This window comes from Pseudomonas izuensis (assembly GCF_002356535.2).
GTDB lineage: Bacteria > Pseudomonadota > Gammaproteobacteria > Pseudomonadales > Pseudomonadaceae > Aquipseudomonas > Aquipseudomonas izuensis.
In genome coordinates, this window is the sequence record NZ_AP017423.2 from 3,247,689 (window position 1) to 3,266,039 (window position 18,351).

At 56.6% G+C, this 18,351-nt stretch carries 14 protein-coding genes; 4 read left to right on the forward strand and 10 right to left on the reverse strand.

Annotation, left to right across the window (positions count from 1 at the left end):
* Window positions 1-204 precede the first annotated feature (204 nt).
* From LAB08_RS14525 to LAB08_RS14550, 6 genes are all read right to left on the reverse strand, one after another.
* Entirely contained in the window at window positions 205-852 is a 648-nt protein-coding gene (locus tag LAB08_RS14525; protein WP_096511523.1) for a dTMP kinase, read from the reverse strand.
* 220 nt (window positions 853-1,072) lie between these two features.
* Window positions 1,073-1,288, reverse strand: a complete 216-nt coding sequence (locus LAB08_RS14530) for a hypothetical protein (RefSeq protein ID WP_096511521.1) — start codon at window positions 1,286-1,288, stop codon at window positions 1,073-1,075.
* Window positions 1,289-1,424: 136 nt separating this feature from the next.
* Window positions 1,425-2,810, reverse strand: a complete 1,386-nt coding sequence (locus LAB08_RS14535) for an APC family permease (protein WP_096511519.1) — start codon at window positions 2,808-2,810, stop codon at window positions 1,425-1,427.
* Between the two features lie 266 nt (window positions 2,811-3,076).
* Window positions 3,077-4,459 carry an aspartate aminotransferase family protein gene (locus LAB08_RS14540; protein WP_096511517.1) on the reverse strand — a complete coding sequence of 461 codons (1,383 nt, stop codon included), beginning with the start codon at window positions 4,457-4,459 and terminating at the stop codon, window positions 3,077-3,079.
* Window position 4,460: 1 nt separating this feature from the next.
* Window positions 4,461-5,309: a response regulator transcription factor gene (locus LAB08_RS14545; protein WP_096515391.1), complete on the reverse strand. Its 849-nt coding sequence runs from the start codon at window positions 5,307-5,309 to the stop codon at window positions 4,461-4,463.
* A 209-nt stretch (window positions 5,310-5,518) separates the two neighbouring features.
* On the reverse strand, window positions 5,519-7,021 hold the full coding sequence (locus LAB08_RS14550; protein WP_436799347.1) for an aldehyde dehydrogenase: 1,503 nt from the start codon (window positions 7,019-7,021) through the stop codon (window positions 5,519-5,521).
* Between the two features lie 297 nt (window positions 7,022-7,318).
* Here LAB08_RS14550 and LAB08_RS14555 point away from each other — a divergent pair, with 297 nt between their 5' ends.
* The 3 genes from LAB08_RS14555 to LAB08_RS14565 all read left to right on the forward strand — a co-directional run bounded on the left by LAB08_RS14555 (window position 7,319) and on the right by LAB08_RS14565 (window position 11,139).
* Window positions 7,319-7,450 carry a helix-turn-helix transcriptional regulator gene (locus LAB08_RS14555; protein ID WP_157755701.1) on the forward strand — a complete coding sequence of 44 codons (132 nt, stop codon included), beginning with the start codon at window positions 7,319-7,321 and terminating at the stop codon, window positions 7,448-7,450.
* A 455-nt stretch (window positions 7,451-7,905) separates the two neighbouring features.
* A complete protein-coding gene (acnB, locus tag LAB08_RS14560; protein WP_096511515.1) occupies window positions 7,906-10,506 on the forward strand; it encodes a bifunctional aconitate hydratase 2/2-methylisocitrate dehydratase in 2,601 nt (866 codons plus the stop codon).
* A 258-nt stretch (window positions 10,507-10,764) separates the two neighbouring features.
* Entirely contained in the window at window positions 10,765-11,139 is a 375-nt protein-coding gene (locus LAB08_RS14565) for a hypothetical protein (RefSeq protein ID WP_157755700.1), read from the forward strand.
* Between the two features lie 135 nt (window positions 11,140-11,274).
* On the opposite strand, the gene LAB08_RS14570 is transcribed toward LAB08_RS14565, so the two are convergent.
* Complete coding sequence (locus LAB08_RS14570) at window positions 11,275-13,134, reverse strand: ABC transporter ATP-binding protein (protein WP_096515387.1); 1,860 nt, start codon at window positions 13,132-13,134, stop codon at window positions 11,275-11,277.
* A gap of 188 nt (window positions 13,135-13,322) precedes the next feature.
* Between LAB08_RS14570 and LAB08_RS14575 the strand changes: the two genes are divergently transcribed.
* Complete coding sequence (locus LAB08_RS14575; RefSeq protein WP_096511511.1) at window positions 13,323-14,189, forward strand: patatin-like phospholipase family protein; 867 nt, start codon at window positions 13,323-13,325, stop codon at window positions 14,187-14,189.
* Between the two features lie 131 nt (window positions 14,190-14,320).
* Here the strand turns inward: LAB08_RS14575 and metC are convergent, their stop codons facing one another.
* From metC to LAB08_RS14590, 3 genes are read right to left on the reverse strand one after another with little or no spacing between them, the layout of a single operon-like run.
* Complete coding sequence (gene metC, locus LAB08_RS14580; protein ID WP_096511509.1) at window positions 14,321-17,074, reverse strand: cystathionine beta-lyase; 2,754 nt, start codon at window positions 17,072-17,074, stop codon at window positions 14,321-14,323.
* A gap of 22 nt (window positions 17,075-17,096) precedes the next feature.
* Window positions 17,097-17,753 (reverse strand): glutathione S-transferase family protein, encoded by a 657-nt coding sequence (locus tag LAB08_RS14585; RefSeq protein WP_096511507.1) that lies wholly within the window; start codon window positions 17,751-17,753, stop codon window positions 17,097-17,099.
* Window positions 17,750-18,346 carry a cysteine dioxygenase family protein gene (locus tag LAB08_RS14590; protein WP_096511505.1) on the reverse strand — a complete coding sequence of 199 codons (597 nt, stop codon included), beginning with the start codon at window positions 18,344-18,346 and terminating at the stop codon, window positions 17,750-17,752. Before LAB08_RS14590 ends, LAB08_RS14585 begins: the two co-directional genes overlap by 4 nt.
* Between the last annotated feature and the right edge of the window lie 5 nt (window positions 18,347-18,351).

The window sequence follows — 18,351 nt, forward strand, 5'->3', positions numbered from 1 at the left end:
CATCAAGGGAAACACAACCGTGTTTCAAGTGGGCATGGGAGGGACTATATGGAAGGCTCATGCTTTTGAAAAATCATGATATATGGGAGTAAGGGGTGCTTTTTTTAATGGCTGGATGCGGCTTACCGAGCGTCTAACCATTACTAGCAGAGACGTCGTCATCAACATTCAGCTGCGAGACATGACGAACTTGGGGGTTCCGCACTAAAGCACCCTGGGTGAAACGGCGCCTTGCATATGACTAGAGAGGACTCCATAGATCTCGGAAATCACCTGCATCGTTGCGTCTTCGATCGCTCCTTCATTACGGCATAAAACCCAGCCGTTATCTGCAATCGCTCCCTCGAACGCCTTGGTACAAGCGACATGTTCTTCCAGCTTATGGATCACAGTACTGCTCAGCCCACGGCGTCGTGCCGCTGCCCTCGCCCATGAAATATCAGGGGCGGTAACAACCCCGACATGCAGGTCTGGCACTCGCACGTTTCGATTAATGTTCAACTGGAGAATCTCTGCAAACGGGACTATCCGGCGAAATGCGGCTTCAGACGGGTACCAGCGATCGATCAGGATGATGCTGCCTGGTGGCTGTTTAGCCAGGACATGCTGGGAAATCCAGGTACGGCTATCAGCAAAGCGCTCACAAACCTCCAACTCCAAATCCCGGGAGGGATTTCTGACGAGTTTGTTAACGAGCGTCATTGTTTCGCCCCTATAGGGATCGCTTTTACTCTCGCAAAGTCGGATCACCTTTTTGTTGTCTGCCCTCAATACTTTAGTAACGGCCTCCAACAGTGTGGTTTTTCCGGCACCCTTGGGCCCATCTAGAGAAACAAACAGCGGACGATTCATTTTTCACATAACGATTAATATTCGGTTTTTTTGCCCGGTTCGTTCGCTGGGACCGCTTGTGGCGACTACGCGAATCGTGTGGGGGGCTTAGGAACAGACAATGATGAAGACTCTAACCTGGTTTCTGGCTAAAGGGTCTCGAAATCAGGGTAACAGGCGCTTATGAACATCGGGGCCTCAGTGGCCCGAAGGAGCAGCTGAGAAACGCCTCCGAGACCGTTCACGCGAGCTTTATGGCGCCGCCTTGGATTTCGTCACGCGCCATTCGCAAATCATAGGCGTCCTGGTTGAGCCTGTGAATCATGTTGAGCAACCGTTGACGAAGCACCTCGTCCTGGAGCTGTTCTGCTGCGCGCATCACATCGAGTGCTGCGGTCTCGTTGTTAGTGGCGACTGAGTCGAGCAGTTTGCGAATGCTTCTTGATGGCCGATTCATCTCTACCTCCCCTGGATTTAGTGACGCGAATCATATGGCTGGAATGTTTCGTCCGTGTGTCAGCTGCAAGAACTGATGTTGATCCACAGGCTGAAGCTGATGAGAGGCTGAAGCAGCACCTCTCACCACTCAAATATTATTCGGCCATTTGCAACTCTGGCAATTTTACCCTGAACATTCTGGTCAGGCAGATCAGGCATATGATCCCAACAGCCATCCAGCTCAAGCCGATCAAAAATGACATGTGTGACAGGCTTGTCCAAAGCCATAGGGTGGAGAGAAATCCTAGCGCTGGAATAAATCCATAGAGCAGATAGTTTTTAGTGCCTACTTTGTTTTCATCGATCAAATAGTGCTTTATCACTGCTAGATTCACTGCGGAAAACGCAAATAAGGCACCGAAGCTAATCATGTTTGCAACGGCATCCAGTGTGATGAACAACGCAATCAGCGATAGAGCGCTGACAACAATGATCGCTGCCGCTGGAACTCGCTTTTTGGTATGCAGGACGCCAAAGACTCGAGGTAGCGCTCCATCTCTGCCCATGGCGAAAAGCACCCGGGAAACGCTGGCTTGAGAAACCATTGCAGAGGCAAAACAGCCCGCGACATAGGTAGCAGTAAACGCTGTCACCAGCATTTCACCGCCGGCGCGGCGCATGACATCGACAGAGGCTGAGTCTGCATCTGCAAAAGTTTTCCACTCAGGGAAAATCAGATGTGCACAATACGACACAACCAGGAACAAAACGCCGCCTATCAATGTTACGGCCATAATAGCTACCGGGATGCGGAAGCGAGGGTTTCGAGTTTCTTCAGCCATCGTTGATACAGCGTCAAAGCCAAGAAACGAAAGACATAGAACAGCCGCACCAGAAAAAACAAGCGGCAAACTAAATTCAGAGTTGTGGAACGGAAGCATCAAAGATACCTCGCTCGCCTGGCCATTAAGCTTACTTACGGAAAGCGCTACGAAAACAACGATGAACACCAACTGCGCAACAACAAGAACGAGATTTACGCGATTAACAGATTCTATTCCGACAAGATTTAGCCCGGTGACCAGCACAATAGAGCCCAAAGCCCACACCGCAGCAGGGACCGCTGGAAAATACTCTGACATGTATATCCCAATGAGCAGGTAACTTAACAAAGGGAGAAAAATATAATCGAGTAATAGAGTCCAGCCTGCAATGAACCCAAAATGAGCGCCAAATGCCTTCCGAGTGTAAGTGTAAACCGAACCTGAGTACGGGTGAGCTTGAACCATTCTGCCGTAACTGTAGGCGGTCAACAGCATAGCGACTAACGTGAACAAATACGCGGTGGGCATGTTGCCCTTGGTCATTTGCGTGACAAGCCCATAGGTTGTAAATACAGCAAGGGGAACCATGTATGCCAATCCGAAAAGTACCAGTGCGGGTATGCCCAAGGACTTTCTGAATGTTGCGGAAGAGCCGGAGTATTCTGTTTTCTCGCCAGCATGGCCAGAAGAGTCGGGTACGCTTATTTTTGTAGTCATTGCGAACTCCTTAATCATGAGAGTACTTTATTGCCTGTTTTTCAGGCTGAAAGGAAACGCGTCGCCGAATATCTCCGGCAACTGAAAAAATCAAGATTCACTCAAAAGGCGGTTTCAACCTTCAGAATAAAATTCTATCTCTGCCCTCCCCGCTGGCAGCGCGCACGTAACCGATGCAGTCACGAACGACTCCAGCGAAAGGCAAATGTTTTGGGGGGGAGAGAGCGTCGACGAAAAGTTTGTCGACGCTCCGGGCCTTGGAATGTTTAAAGCCGGCCGATGAGCTTCGCGGTGCGGTCTACAGCCTTGCGAGTTTTATCAACCAACTCGTCAATTTCCGTGTGCCCTGCTACCAGCGCCGGGGCCATAATCATGCGGCCAAGTGTCGAGCGGATAATAACGCCCTCTTCGAACCCGAAAGTACGGCACTGCCAGGCAAGATCATTCTCATTTTCAAAGCGTTTGCGAGTGTTTTTATCATCAACGAACTGCAGCGCAGCAACCAGACCGGTTCCTTGAATATCACCAATCAGAGGATGGTCACCAAAGGCTTCACGCAGGCACTTTTGCAAATAGGGCCCTGAATCATTCTTCACCCGAGTGACAATGCCTTCATCACGCAACGCCTTCAGGTTCGCCACCGCGACCGCGGCTGCAACGGGGTGACCGGAGTAGGTCAGGCCGTGTGCGAACACTCCGCCCTGCTCTACCAACGCTTCTGCGATGCGTTTCGACAGTACAAGCCCACCCATGGGTACATAACCACTGGTCAGGCCTTTGGCGATCGACAGCGTATCGGGTTCAAATCCGAAGTACTCGTGAGCGAACCATTCACCGGTACGCCCGAACCCGCCGATCACTTCGTCCGCGCAAAGCAGGACGTCGTATTGACGGCAGATCCGCTGGATTTCCGGCCAGTAGCTTTCAGGCGGGAAGATCATGCCGCCGGCACCCTGGAACGGCTCTGCGATGAACCCTGCGACATTCTCGGCGCCCAGTTCCAGAATTTTTTCTTCAAGTTGAAGCGCGCATTTACGACCGAATTCAGCCGGTGTAAGGTCGCCGCCCTGTGCATACCAGTACGGCTCATCAATGTGCGCGATGTCCGGGATCATGCCACCCATTTCATGCATGAACTTCATACCGCCGAGCGCAGTGGCCGCCAGTGTCGAGCCGTGGTAACCGTTCCAGCGACCGATCATGATTTTCTTCTCAGGCTTGCCGACAACTTGCCAGTAGCGGCGCACGGTGCGGATCAACACCTCGTTTGCTTCTGAACCTGAGTTTGTATAAATCGCGTGGCTGTAGTGCTTGGGCAGCAGGCTGAACAGCAGTTCCGACAGTTCGATAACGGCCGGGTGCGTGGTATGGAAAAACATATTGTAGTAAGCCAATTGGTTCATCTGCGCACTGGCTGCCGCAGTGAGGTCGGTACGACCGTAACCCAACTGGGTGCACCATAGACCCGACATACCATCAAGATAGCGATTACCATCATTGTCCCAGAGGTAGAGGCCCTCACCTCGCACCATCACTCGTGGCCCTTCCACATTCAACGCTTTTTGATCAAGGAAAGCGTGAATGTGGTGTGCCGCGTCCGAGGCCTGGTAATCTTCAGTCGCCCGACCTGGCTTGAATGGTAAATTCATTTCAATCACCTTCTTGTTTTTGGATTGATGGCGGGGACGGATTGTTGTCTGCGCCCCTATAGTTTTCTAATGGATCCTTGAAAAAAACATCCTGAGCTTGCGCGAGAGAATGGATAAACAAGGAAAATAATTCCGATTGCGAGGCAATGTTCAGCTTGCTATACGCATGTTTACGATGAGTTTTAACGGTATCCTCAGATATGGCTAAACGCTCAGCAAGGGAGCGGGTTGAATGCCCTTTCAATATCAGTTGCGCAATTTTGCATTCACGCTGAGACAGAACCGAGCTACCGAAATTGTTTAACGCAGTATGTATTTTTCGGGCGAATTGATTTTCAAACATACCATTAAGCGTATCGGCGCCTAACCCTTCCCAATGTCTACTGAGCACCGCCAGCACCCATGGACTTATCATCTTGAACTGTTGCAGTTGTTGCTCGTTTAATTTGCTGGCACTGGCCAGGGATACCGCAATTGTATAGCCAGGCGAAATCTGAAGAATGTAATTAAGCTCATCCTCAATATGGGCATGCTGATAAAAGGCCACATAGTACTCACTTCGCTCAAAGTGGTCGGGAGCGACATCCGCCAAGTGATAACAACCTGAACCGACACTCTCGACAGAAACACTGTAAAACGGATCAAGCAAATAAAAGCCCGAGAGATATTGTTTTACGTTTCCTTCCGGTAACCACGGCCCCTCGTCGTCGCGTTCAAACAAGGCCTTGGGCAGACCGTCGTGCGGATAGAGGTAAACCGTCGTAGCCTGGAGTGGCGCAAGTACGCTAAAGGCTCTAACTAGCGTACTCACAAACTCAGGTCGACCCACAGCGAGAACCACTTTTGCCATCTGTTGATACCACTGCACTGATGCAAGTTGTTCACTGTCCACCACACGCCACCTGTGCTTGTAGGCGCCTCGGGATTCCTTTCCTGAGGCGTCCAAATGTATCGCTTGCTTGCTTGTTGTGATTATCCCACGAGCAATACGTAACCGATATCACCCTATAGTGGGAATTAGCGCGCCCTGACAGCCTATTATTATCTGCCCTCTCAGAATCAACGTAGCTGGAACCAGGTCGTTTTCAGCTGGGTATATTTGTCAAAAGAATGAAGAGACAAGTCCCGCCCAAAACCCGACTGCTTACCGCCGCCGAAAGGCACGCTGACGTCAAGCGCATCCACTGTGTTTACTGAAACAGTGCCCACGTTAAGCGCTCGAGCTACACGGTGAGCTCGATTGAGATCATCACTCCAGACAGACGCGGCCAGTCCATAGAGGCTGTCGTTAGCCATCGAAAGTGCCTGCTCCTCAGTGTCAAATGCCGTGACAGCCAATACTGGCCCGAAGACCTCGTCTCTACTCAGCGCCATGTCTTGCTGAACATCCGCAAAAATGGTGGGCTCGATGAAGTTGTTTGAGCCATTGAAGGTCAGGCGATTGCCCCCGCACACAAGCCGGGCTCCTTGCGACGAAGCCTGCTCGATTGCAGACGAGATTCGATCCGCTTGCTGGGTGTCTACGATCGCCCCTGCACGACTTGCCGGGTTCAGAGGATCGCCCGGCATCCATTGGCTTGCCTTGGCGATCAAGCGTTCCATGAACTCGTCTCGAATCGAGCGTTGTACGTAGAGACGGGAGTTGGCGGAACAGACCTCACCCTGATTGAAGAAGATGCCGAAGGCAGCCTTTTCAGCGGCCAGGTCAAGGTCTTGGCAATCCTCAAATACCAGGCTTGGGCTTTTTCCGCCGCACTCCAGCCACACCTGCTTGAGGTTCGACTGTGCGGAATACTGCATGAAATATTTGCCCACCTGAGTGGAGCCGGTGAACACAAGGCAATCCACATCAGGGTGCAGGCCCAATGCCCGGCCAGCGACCTCCCCCAAGCCAGGAACCACATTGAAGACGCCGTCAGGAATGCCCGCTTCCTGAGCCAACTCGGCCAACCTCAAAGCGGTAGCCGGGGATTGCTCGGCAGGCTTGAGAACCACGCTGTTTCCTGCAGCCAACGCGGGCGCCAGTTTCCAGGCAGCCATATCCAAAGGGAAGTTCCAAGGGACGACCGCGGCGACCACGCCGAGTGCTTCCCTGGTCACGGTTGCCAATGCAGATCGCGCGGTTGGCGCGACTTGGTCATAGATCTTGTCTACTGCCTCGCCGTACCAGGCGAATACGTTTGCCGCGCCAGGCACGTCAATGTTGTACGCGTCCATCACCGGCTTGCCCATGTTGAGTGATTCAAGCAGTGCAAGCTCCTCGCGATGGGCCAGCAGCAACTCGGCCAGGCGCAGCAGGACTTTCTTGCGTTCAGCCGGAGCCATACGAACCCATGGCCCTTGGTTGAAAGAACGCCGCGCTGCCCTTACTGCCAGGTCAACCTCGACATCGCCGCAGGCAGCTATATTCGCAAGAAGTTTATTAGTTGCGGGGTTTATGGAATTGAAACTTGCCCCGGATTGAGCTGCGACCCAGCGACCGTCAATCCAGGCCTTATCGGCAAAATTCTGTTTGGCAGCCCGCTGCTGCCAGTAGCTAAAGTCGTGCACGCTCTGCTCCATGATTTGTTATGAGTCAAGGTCATGATGTTGCGGCACTCGGCGATTTAGGAAAACGAGCAAAAATATGGCTTATCAAAACAAAAAAACTAATCAGATATTTACCAGCTCGACCGCGTCCATATACGACAATGAATATTGAATTCACATATATAAGCGGTTCTACGCAGCCAAAACTTTAGCCAGAAGAAAAAATAACCTTTTCAAACTCTACCGGTGACAGCTGATTGTTGAAACTATGACGTCGTGTGATGTGACGCAGTTTGAGCAGCAACATAAAGGCCCGGTCCGTCAGGACTTATGCTTCCTGATTACTGGTTTCTCTCCCAGCTCACCGTGAAATCACACCTGCGCAAGATCAATACCAAACTCGGTGCCGGTGGCCGTACCGAAGCGGTCGCAATCGCACGGACACTCGGGTTGCTGGACTGAGGATCGATCCCTGTAGGAGCAAAGCTTGCTCGCGATGGCGGCGTATCAGGCGGTCCATGATTGACTGACCTGGCGCCATCGCGAGCAAGCTTTGCTCCTACGGGGAACCCATTCACTTGCCGCAGACCGATCCAGCCGTCTATCTCGCCATTATCAATACCTTCTCGAGGGGAGCCCGTCAGGTGCTCCTCCGAATTTCAATGAACAAAAAACAACGATGTGTCGACAATCTTGTTGCATTTGCCGATTTATCTTTTTAGATTTCGCCTCGAAACAACAATGTGTCAACAATAAAAGATTCTTACAGGTTTGCAGGAGCAGGTTCTTTTCGGTGATACCACGGGTGGTCACCCTCGGAAACCGAAACCCTGCTCCTGCTTTTTCCTGGTAACGAACTGTCCCGCTACCCCAATTCGCGTGCCTATTACCCAGCGCACTACCCGCAGGAGATCGCCGTGCTCCAAGCCTATGCCCAACACGTCCACGAGCGCGCCGAGGAAGGCCTGCCGCCCCTCGCGCTGAACGCCGAACAAACCGCAGGCCTGGTCGAGCTGCTGAAAAATCCCCCGGCTGGCGAAGAAGCATTCCTCGTTGACCTGATTACCCATCGCGTTCCGCCAGGCGTGGACGAAGCGGCCTATGTCAAGGCCGGCTTCCTGTCTGCTATCGCCAAAGGCGAAGCCAAATCCCCCCTGATCAACAAGCAGCGCGCTGTAGAGCTGTTGGGCACCATGCAAGGCGGCTATAACATCGCCACCCTGGTTGAGCTGCTGGACGACGCCGAACTGGCCGCCGTTGCCGCCGAACAACTCAAACACACCCTGCTGATGTTCGATGCCTTCCACGACGTGGCTGAAAAAGCCAGGAACGGCAACGCTCACGCCAAAGGCGTACTGCAATCCTGGGCTGACGGCGAGTGGTTCACCGCCCGCCCGGCTATCGAAGAAAAGTACAGCCTGAGCGTGTTCAAGGTGCCAGGCGAAACCAACACCGATGACCTGTCCCCTGCCCCGGACGCCTGGTCGCGCCCGGACATCCCGCTGCACGCCCTGGCCATGCTGAAAATGGCCCGTGACGGCATCCTGCCTGAGCAACCTGGCGCCATTGGCCCGCTCAAGCAGATCGAAAAAGTCAAAGCCCAAGGCTTCCCGGTGGCCTACGTTGGCGACGTGGTCGGTACCGGTTCGTCGCGTAAATCGGCGACCAACTCGGTGCTGTGGTTCTTCGGCGACGACATCCCGTACGTACCGAACAAACGCGCCGGCGGTTTCTGCTTCGGCAACAAGATCGCCCCGATCTTCTACAACACCATGGAAGATGCCGGCGCACTGCCCATCGAGTTCGATGTGTCCAACCTGCACATGGGCGACGTGATCGACGTCTATCCGCACGCCGGCAAGGTCTGCAAGCACGGCACCGACGAAGTCCTGACCACCTTCGAAATGAAGACCCCGGTGCTGCTGGACGAAGTGCGTGCTGGCGGCCGTATTCCGCTGATCATCGGCCGTGGCCTGACCGAGAAGGCCCGTGCCGAACTGGGTCTGGCGCCTTCGGACCTGTTCAAGAAGCCTGAAGCACCGGCTCAAAGCACCAAGGGTTTCACCCTGGCGCAGAAAATGGTCGGCAAGGCTTGCGGCGTGACCGGCGTTCGTCCGGGCACCTACTGCGAACCGAAGATGACCACCGTCGGCTCCCAGGACACCACCGGGCCGATGACCCGTGACGAACTCAAGGATCTGGCGTGCCTGGGATTCTCTGCCGAATTGGTGATGCAGTCCTTCTGCCACACCGCGGCCTATCCGAAACCGGTGGATGTAAAAACCCATCACACCCTGCCGGACTTCATGCGCAACCGCGGCGGCGTTTCGTTGAAGGTTGGCGACGGCATCATCCACTCGTGGCTCAACCGCATGCTGCTGCCGGACACCGTCGGTACCGGTGGTGACTCCCACACCCGTTTTCCGATCGGTATCTCGTTCCCGGCCGGTTCCGGCCTGGTTGCGTTCGCCGCCGCCACCGGTGTCATGCCGCTGGACATGCCGGAATCGGTGCTGGTGCGCTTCAAGGGTAAGCTGCAACCGGGTATCACCCTGCGCGACCTGGTGCATGCCATCCCTTACTACGCGATCCAGCAAGGCCTGCTGACCGTCGAAAAGAAAGGCAAGATCAACGCCTTCTCCGGGCGCATCCTGGAAATCGAAGGCCTGGACGACCTGACCGTCGAACAAGCCTTCGAACTGTCCGACGCCTCGGCCGAACGCTCCGCAGCGGGCTGCACCATCAAGCTGCCGGAAAAGGCCATTGCCGAATACTTGCGCTCGAACATCACCCTGCTGCGCTGGATGATCAGCGTAGGCTACGGCGATGCCCGCACCCTGGAACGTCGCGCCCAAGCGATGGAAGCCTGGCTGGCCAACCCTGAACTGCTGGAAGCGGACAAAGACGCCGAATACGCCGAGATCATCGAGATCGACCTGGCCGAGATCAAGGAACCTGTGCTCTGCGCGCCAAACGACCCGGACGACGCGCGCCTGCTGTCGACCGTTCAAGGCCAGAGCATCGACGAAGTGTTCATCGGTTCGTGCATGACCAACATCGGTCACTTCCGCGCTGCGGGCAAGTTGCTGGATCAGGTCAAGGGTGAGCTGCCAACCCGTCTGTGGCTGGCCCCGCCAACCAAGATGGACGCTCACCAGCTGACCGAAGAGGGCTACTACGGCATCTACGACAAGGCCGGTGCGCGCATGGAAATGCCAGGCTGCTCGCTGTGCATGGGTAACCAGGCACGTGTGCAGACCGGATCGACCGTGGTCTCGACCTCGACCCGTAACTTCCCGAACCGTCTGGGCGACGCCACTAACGTCTACCTGGCCTCGGCCGAGCTGGCATCCGTGGCCTCCATCCTGGGTCGCCTGCCGACCGTCGAGGAGTACATGGAATACGCTGGCAAGATCGACAGCATGGCGGCCGATGTCTACCGCTACCTGTCTTTCGACCAGATCGCCGAGTTCCGTGAAGCGGCGGCGAACGCCAACATCCCGGTGGTTCAAGCGTAAGGCGTAAAACGCAGAGCGCCGACACCAAAGTCGGCGCTCTGCCCTTGCTTTTTACTCGTTTGAAAATGAAACAAACAGTTCAAAAAAATGGATTTTTTGGGCTTGCACCCCCTCACAAACAATCGATTTTTTGAACAAAAATTCTTTGATATGCCTCAGCGCGCAGGCGGTCCTACCTCTATCACGAGATCAACAATCTCCGGCGGCCTACCTCACCCGAGGCTCGGCATGGTTGTTCGATTGAATTCGGAGGTGACCATGTACTCCCAGCACACCACTACCCACCTCATGGCTTGCCGCCGTTTGGCGATGGAGCAGAATGAAAAACTGTTCGAAGCCGCGAATACCCTCAATCGATCAGCCATCGACTTGCTGGATCGACCCGATCTTGACAGCGAAATGTTCCTTCACTACTTACAACTTCGAGGGAAGGCAGAAGCCCTGTTTCGTGAAGCACTGGATCATCTCTCCTTGATCAATGAGCAGTTCCCTATCCCCCCAGAAACGCTCCCCGGTTTGGAGCAGATCGCATTCACCTCATCAACCGTCCAGGGGCGATCTGATTGGGCTGCGTCCGGCGAGGCGACTATGGCACCTGCTTCCCTGCCCGGGATGAGGCCAGAAGACTATTGAGCGCCCATTGCATTCTCTTATGGGCCGGAAGGGGCCTCTCACACCGTAAGTCACCGATAAGCTGCGCGATCGCTTGGCTGGATGTCAGCTTCTCTATGGTGAGTGCCACTGCCCCCTCCTGCACACCCTTCACGCTCACACCTGATCCATAGCCTCGACCACGCCCTGGTCCTCACCCAGGAACCCGCCGCTTTGATGCTGCCACAGCCGCGCATAGATGCCGTTCTTCGCGAGCAATTCAGAGTGCGTACCCTGTTCGATGATGCGTCCGTCATCCATGACGATGAGCCGGTCCATCGCCGCAATCGTGGACAAACGATGGGCGATGGCGATCACCGTCTTGCCCTGCATCATTTCATCGAGGCTTTCCTGAATGGCCACTTCGACTTCCGAATCCAGCGCGCTGGTGGCCTCGTCAAGCAGCAGGATCGGGGCGTTCTTGAGCATCACCCGGGCAATCGCGACGCGTTGGCGCTGGCCGCCCGACAGCTTGATACCGCGCTCGCCCACCAGGGTGTCGTAGCCGGTGTGGCCTTGCCGGTCGCTCAGTTGGCTGATGAACTCATCGGCCTGGGCATTGGCCGCGGCGCTGCGGATTTGCGCGTCGGTCGCATCGGGACGGCCGTAGGCGATGTTGTCGCGAATGGAGCGGTGCAGCAGGGAGGTATCCTGCGTGACCATGCCGATGGCGCCGCGCAGGCTGTCTTGCGTCACGTGTGCGATGTTTTGGCCGTCGATGCGAATCTCCCCGCTGTCGACGTCATAAAAGCGCAGCAGCAAGTTGATCAGCGTGGATTTGCCGGCGCCGGAGCGGCCAACCAGGCCGATTTTTTCGCCCGGACGAATGCTCAGGCTCAGGCCATCGAGCACCTGGCGTTCGCCATTGTAGTTGAAGCGCACCTTATCGAAGGTTACGGCGCCGCCGGAGGTCACCAGGACGCCCGCGTCCGGCGCATCCTGCACCTTTGGGCCGCGGGTAAGCGTTGCCATGCCATCCTGCACGGTGCCGATGCTCTCGAACAGCGAGGTCATTTGCCACATGATCCAGTGCGACATGCCATTGATACGCAGCGCCATGGCGGTGATGGCCGCCACGGCACCTGCGCCGACCTCACCCTGGTGCCATAGCCACAGGGCATAGCCCCCTGCTGCCATGATCAACGCCACCACCAACGCCTGGTTCACGATCTCGAACTGGCTGACCAGGCGCATCTGGCGAAAGCCGGTTTGCTTGAAGTCCTCCATCGCCGCACGCGCGAAGTGCGCTTCACGATTGGAGTGGGAGAACAGTTTCACCGTCGTGATGTTGGTGTAGGCGTCCGAGATACGTCCGGTCATCATCGACCGCGCATTGGCCTGTTCCTGCCCGACTTTCCCCAGGCGGGGCACGAAGTACCACATGGCCAGCCCGAACAACACAACCCAGGCAACGAAAGGCAGCATCAGTTTCAAGGCGAAGCCGCCGGCCAGTGCGATGATCGCAATGAAATACACCCCGATACCGGGTGCGATCTCGATCAGGGTGAATAGCAGGTCGCGCACCGCTAGCGCCGTCTGCATCACCTTGGTAGTGACCCGGCCGGAAAATTCATCGGAAAAAAACGAAAGGCTTTGCCGCAGCATCAGGCGATGGAAGTCCCAGCGCAGACGCAACGGCAAGTTAATCGCCAATATCTGGTGCTGCACCATGGTGCGCAACGCCACCAGACCGACGCTGGTCACCATGATGATGCCCATGCCCCACAACACGCGACTTTCCTGGGCGGCCGCTTCACCGCCCGCCTGCCAGGTCGAGAGCAGGTCCACGACCTGGCCGAGGAAGGAAAACAGCCAGGCTTCGTAAATCGACACACTGGCACTGAGCAGCGCAAAAGCAAGAATGTAACCGCGAGCGCCCCGCGTACAGGCCCACAGGAACCGAGCCAGGCCGCTGGGTGGCGGTGGTCCCTCGTCGGGAGGAAAGGGGTCGAGTCTTCGTTCAAACGCACGAAGCATGGTGTTCTCCAAAACGATCAAATTGAGGCGATTCTGCCATTGAACGATGCTTTGAGGGGTTTGAAAAATTGAGGTGTGGCGCCAGGAACCATCAGAAACGCCTGGCATGAATGCACAAGAGCCCTGGTAAATGGCGTTAATCCGTCAACTACACTGATGCGACGCATGGCTGCACAGAGACTTCGAGCATGGTGACCAAAACTGCAATCGTATTCGCAGGCGGCGGCAGTTTGGGTGCTGTCCAGGTGGGCATGTTGCGGGCCCTGGTCGAGGCCAATGTGCGGTTCGATATGGTGGTTGGCGCTTCGGTAGGCGCTATCAACGGAGCCTACTTTGCCGCGAGGCCCGATGCCGATGGCGTCGAGGCGCTCGCCGGATTCTGGCGTGGGCTGAGTAAAACTGACATCTTCCCCCTGTCCTGGCTCGATACCTGTAGAGGACTGATCAAACGGCGTGGCTTTCTGTTGCAGCCGGCGGCCTTGAACCGATTGCTGGGTCGGGCACTGCCCATTCATCGCATCGAGGATGCGGTGCTGCCCCTGTACATCGTCACCACCGACCTGCTCAGTGGTGCCGAGACCGTTCTGTCCAGTGGTGAACTCGGCCAGGCGCTTCTGGCCAGCGCAGCCATCCCGTTGGTATTCCCCAGCGTACAAATTGCCGATCAGTTCCTGATTGACGGTGGCGTGGCAAGCAATACACCCATTTCAACGGCCGTTGCCCTGGGCGCCACCAACGTCGTGGTCGTCCCCACTGGAATGAGTTGTGCCCTATCACAACCGCCCCGCGGCCTGATCGCCCTGGCCCTGCATACCGTCAACCTGATGAGCATGCGCCAACTGGTGAGCGACATCGAACACTTCCGCACGCTCACCAGCCTGCATATCGTCCCGCCCTTGTGCCCGGTGGATGTCTCGGTGTTCAACTTTGACCAGACCGAATCTTTGCTGCAGCGTGCCTATGAGCAGACCCTCCGGTGGCTGGCCCGTGGGGGGCTTGAACGCACCAAGGTACCGGGGGCCCTGACGATCCATTCACATGCCCATGAGCATTGAGTGATGTGGGTTACCTATAACAGAGACCCTCAGCACTCCGTACAATGTTACGAAAGCATCAGGCGTATGAGCTCGAAAGCGCTACCTTAGAGTTAGCTTTACTGTGTGAAAGCACATCAAATGACTCGACCTTAGCCATCTCCCAAAACCGCAAACCCGCGCTGCAGATCCTCAATCAACTCTGCGACATCTTCCAGCCCGATGTGCAAGCGCAACACTGGGTTCAATGAGCGATCCGCCGCACTGTTGCGGTCTTGGGTATCGGCCACGGTAATCAGACTTTCAAAACCGCCCCAGGAAGCACCCAACCCGAACAGCTGCAGCGCATCAATGAAGCGCTCGACATACGCGGTGTCCGCTTCATTCAACTCAAAGGACAGCAAGCCATTGCTGCCAGTGAAATCCCGCCGCCACAAGGCATGATTGGGATGATCGGGTAAGGCCGGATGGAACACCCGTTTCACCTGCGGTTGCGCTTGCAACCAATGGGCGACTTCCAGAGCCTGACGTTCATGCACCTCCAGTCGTGGCGCCAGCGTTCGTGCGCCGCGCAGTACCAGATAGGCGTCGTCAGGGCTGACGGTTGCTCCAAAGTTGTCGCTCATGGACGCGAGTGCCGGCCACACCTCTTCGCGGGTGCAGACACTACCCATGACCACATCACTGTGGCCGCTCAGGTATTTAGTCAGTGCCATGATCGAGATGTCTGCGCCGAGCGTCAGCGGCCGGTACAGGTAACCGGAGCCCCAGGTATTGTCGACGGCGAGCAGGATACCTTGCGGTTTACACAGGGCAGCAATGGCCGGCAGGTCGCACAGCTCATACAACAAAGAGCCTGGCACTTCGGTGTAGACCATTTTGGTGTTGGCTTGCAGTAGAGCTTCCAGGTCACGGCCGTCCGGGACGAAATAGCTGACCTGAATACCGAAGGGTTGAAGAAACTCCCGTGCCAGTCGCCGCACAGGCGCGTATACCGCATCGGTGATCAGCACATGATCGCCGGGCCGCAGGTAAGCGAGAAACGTCTGTGCGACCGCTGCCAGCCCGGTTCCGAACAAGCGAGTGCGATAACCGCCCTCCAGTTCGGTGACCAGGTCCTCGAGGGCAAACGCCGTTGGATTGCCGCGCGCCCCATAACTCAGCACACGCTCACTATCACGGCGAGCACGGGCGTCACGCATTTGTGCCAGGTTGTCGAACAGCACGGTGCTCAAGCGAGTGACCGGTACATTGACTGCGCGGCCGCCGACACCCTGGGCCCGCGCCGAATGCACCAGGCGCGTACGCACCTGCGAGTCCTGATGTACTTGACCCTGCAACGGTTTGAGGCTGGCGATTTCGTCGTCGCTCATCTGCGCCAGCAAACCGATCTCCCACGCCAGGTATTGACGCGCCGCGTCCTTGTTGCCGGAGTGGCGGTCATGGGTAAAGAACAGAAAATCAATGCATTGATCATTGGATGGAATGTCCGGGGTTTCCTGCACGGAGAAACCCGCTGCACGCCAGGCATCGAGCCCGCCGTCCAGCAGACGTACTTGCGCACGCTGGGCTTCGGGCAATTCCTGTGCAGCGAACGCGGCCAGTTGCGCATCATCGGCCAACAGCACCAGCGGTCGCTGCTCACCCTCCACGTGTTGTGCGAGCAATGAGCGGATCGACCAGCGCGAACCCGCAATGTGGCCTTTACGGTAGGTCATGCTCGGACGCAGATCGATCAGCGTGACGGCCTCATCTTTCAATACATCAGACAGTGCCTGCGCAGTGATCAATGGCAGCGCCTCGTGGGCGATCACATCGTTTGCGGGCAACGCCAGACCACTACTCACCCCTCCTGCCAGCACATAAGCTTCATGTCCCAGCTGCCGAAGCCAACTGGCAACGATCGGCGCGCGCACGCCATCGCTGTCGATCAACACCAGCCGCGCCTGGCGCACGCCAATGTACAGATCGGTGGATTGAATTAACTGCCCACCTGGTGTGTGTTGCGCACCCGGCAGGCTGCCGGCGGCAAACTCCTCGGCGGTCCGCACATCGCATAGAAACAGGCTGCGTGTGGCCTCCCCGGCCCACTGCTCGACCTGCGCGGCCACAACAGTTTTCACCCCTGCCCGTTCAGCGAGTTGTGCCGCCGCGAGACGCTGTTGCGGCAAGGTTTTCGGCGACACCTCATCGGCATAGCGACGGGTGCTGCCATGCTCCAGCAGGAAATCTTCCAGATACCAGCCCTGCGTGCCGTTTTCCAGGGCGTAAACCGGGTTTTTCACACCCAGGTTGATCAGGGTCTGAGCGCCGATAATACTGCGTGTTCGACCTGCGCAATTGACCACGATCGGCGTTCTGCCGTCCGGCACCAGATCATGAATGCGATACCCCAGTTCGCCGTTCGGACAGCACACGGAACCGGGAATGGTCATCTTGCGGTATTCATCGAACGGTCGGCCGTCGAGCACCACCAAAGGCTCGCCTCGGGTTTGCCATTCAGCCAGTTGTTGTGCGGTGACATGCGGCGTGTGACTGACCTCTTCGACCAACTCGCCAAAAGCCTTGGACGGTACATGCACGCCGGCAAACAGCTGATAACCGGCGGCCTGCCAGCCATCGGCACCGCCCTCGAGTGCGTGTACACGCTCATACCCCAATGCGTAAAGACGCTGCGCAGCGCGCTCGGCAACATCGCCACCGTTCTGGTCATGGATCACCAGTCGCACCTGAGGGTTGGGCGCCAGTCGCCGAACCTCCAGCTCCAGTCGGCTGTAGGGCAGATTGACTCCGAAAAACAGATGGGCTTCGCCATACTGGCCATGCTCGCGCACATCAAACAGGGCGACTTCCTGCCCGTCGAACAGCCACTGCTGCAATTGCCCTGGGGTTACGGTCTGGCTCATGGGGATTCCGCTCGAAAGAAAATTATTGAAGCGCCAGAGCGCGTTCATTGGCCGCCACTTCGCGGCCCTTCGCATACGCACGCTGAATGGCAGGACGTGCCTTGAGGCGTTCTCGCCACGCACGGATGTGCGGGAAGTCTTCCAGCGCCTGTCCCTGTCGCTGCGGCTGAATCCACGGGAAAATCGCCATGTCGGCGATGGAGTATTCACCCGCTACATGCGGCACTTCAGCCAGGCGCGTTTCCAGTATCCGGTACAACCGCGTTGCTTCGGCATTCAGCAAATCCAAAGCGAATGGAATCGGTTCCGGGGCCTTCTCCTTGAACAGCTGCAACTGGCTCAGGTACGGCGTGATATGCCCCACCTGCCAGAACAGCCACTCCTGGACTTTGTGTCGCTCGACACTGCCAGCCGGAGGTAGAAAACGACCCACCTTGTTGGCCAGGTAATTGAGAATGGCGCCGGACTCGAACAGGCTCAGCGGCTCGCTCAACCCCTCAGGCGATTGGTCGACAATCGCCGGAATTCGCCCATTGGCGCTGATCCGTTGAAACGCCGCCTGCTTCTGTTCGCCCTCGCGGATGTTGATCGGCACCATGCGGTACTCCAGCCCGAGCTCTTCGAGCAGGATGCCGATCTTCAAACCATTGCCGGTAGGCCAGTAATACAGATCGATCATGGGTAGGCCTTGATCGACGGCGCCATTTGCGAGGCGTTGTAATTGAGAATGCGTCCGTCGGCCTCGACGCCGTAACGGCCATTGAGCGACTCCAGCGGCAGACCATAGAGATGAAAATGCAGAGTCGCCTGCTCGCCTTCGACACGAATGCCGTGCAGGTCTTCTCCCAAAAACGAGATCGACGTGCCTGGCTGCACGATCACTTCCTTTTGCAGATGCAAGGTGGTGAAACCCGGCTCGCGACCTTCATCGTCACGGCGGTAGACGTAGTTGATCTCCTGCCCTTCGACGGCACTGATGATCGCCCAGGTCTCGTGGTTGTGCGGGATCGTACTTTTACCCGGTAACAGCGAGTTCAGGTACAGCGTTGGCGTGTCGCCGTCGTCGTTAAGCCGGTAGCGAAACGCAGTACTGCCCTGCCCCGGCACCGGCGCCGGGAACTCGTCGAAATTGAACAGATCACGGCGCTCGGCCAGGGCTTCGAGCTGGGCAACGATTTCCTCCAGCGCGGCGCGGTCGACACCCCGTTGGTTGATGACGCGGATTTTCTTCAGGAAATCCTCGATGACAGCGGCACGGTTTTCGGTACTCATGAACA